This window comes from Klebsiella sp. MS 92-3 (assembly GCF_000195655.1).
In the GTDB taxonomy this organism is placed as follows: domain Bacteria; phylum Pseudomonadota; class Gammaproteobacteria; order Enterobacterales; family Enterobacteriaceae; genus Klebsiella; species Klebsiella pneumoniae.
Genome location: NZ_GL882819.1, coordinates 44,304 through 45,686, shown reverse-complemented (window position 1 = coordinate 45,686; position 1,383 = coordinate 44,304). Strand labels below are relative to the sequence as shown.

1 protein-coding gene is annotated in these 1,383 nt (G+C 58.4%); it reads right to left on the bottom strand.

Annotation, left to right across the window (positions count from 1 at the left end; all coding sequences use genetic code 11):
- Positions 1-45: 45 nt before the first annotated feature.
- A complete protein-coding gene (gene uraA, locus HMPREF9538_RS11080; protein WP_002913824.1) occupies positions 46-1,332 on the bottom strand; it encodes a uracil permease in 1,287 nt (428 codons plus the stop codon).
- Between the last annotated feature and the right edge of the window lie 51 nt (positions 1,333-1,383).

The following is a 1,383-nucleotide window of genomic DNA, read 5'->3' as shown; positions in this document are numbered from 1 at the left end:
GGGGGGGGGGGGGGGGGGGGGCCCCCCGCCCGGGTCAGGCGATCGTTATTTAAACTCTTCGCTATCCGCCGCGTCGAGGACCACCTCTTCCGGACGCAGGACGCTGATAAGCTTGAAAATCAGGCTGAGGGCGATGCCCACGATAGTCGCAAGCGCCATCCCTTTCAGCTCGGCGGCGCCAATGTGCACTTTAGCGCCGCTAACGCCGATGATCAGGATCACGGAGGTGAGGATCAGATTCTGCGCTTTACTGTAATCCACCTTCGATTCAATCAGTACGCGGATCCCCGAGGCGCCGATCACCCCGTACAGCAGCAGGGAAACGCCGCCCATCACCGGCACCGGGATGATCTGGATAGCCGCCGCCAGTTTGCCGACGCAGGAGAGCAGAATCGCAATGATCGCCGCGCCGCCGATTACCCAGGTGCTGTAGACCCGGGTAATCGCCATCACGCCGATATTTTCACCGTAGGTAGTGTTGGGCGTCGAACCGAAGAAGCCGGAAACGATCGTCGACAGGCCGTTGGCAAACATCGAACGATGCAGGCCCGGGTCGCGGATCAGATCGCGCTTAACGATATTGGCGGTCACCACCAGATGCCCCACGTGCTCGGCAATCACCACCAGCGCGGCGGGCAGTATGGTGAAGATAGCAAACCACTCAAAGCGCGGAGTGTAGAAAGTCGGCAGCGCGAACCAGTGCGCCTCGGCGATCGGGGTGGTATCGACCACGCCCATCACAAACGACAGCGCATAGCCCACCAGCACGCCGATCAGGATCGGAATAATCGCCAGGAAGCCGCGGAACAGCACGGATCCGAACACCGTCACCGCCAGGGTCACCATCGAGATAATAATGGTTTTACTGTCCGGTGACTGGCCGTCGGCCGGCAGCAGCCCGGCCATATTAGCCGCCACGCCCGCCAGTTCGAGGCCGATAACCGCCACGATGGCGCCCATCGCCGCCGGCGGGAACATCACATCCAGCCAGCCGGTACCGGCTTTTTTGACAATAAAGGAGACGAGGCAGAACAGCACGCCGCACATAATAAAGCCGCCCAGCGCCACTTCGTAGCCCAGCGGCAACAGCAGCAGCACCGGGGAGATAAAAGCGAAGCTTGATCCCAGATAAGCGGGAATTTTGCCTTTACAGATAAAGAGGTACAACAGCGTACCGATGCCGTTGAACAGCAGGACGGTGGCCGGGTTAATGTGGAACAGAATAGGCACCAGTACCGTTGCGCCAAACATGGCGAACAGATGTTGCAAACTAAGCGGGATTGTCTGTAAAAGCGGCGGTCTTTCACTCACCCCGATGGCACGGCGCGTCATAGTGTATTCCTCTGAGAGTCGTTTTTTTTTTTTTTTTGTTTTTTTTTTTTT

What these genes read in the sequence shown, in the direction of transcription:
- uraA (WP_002913824.1), bottom strand. Translation starts at nt 1,332, where the DNA reads ATGACGCGCCGTGCCATCGGGGTGAGTGAAAGACCGCCGCTTTTACAG.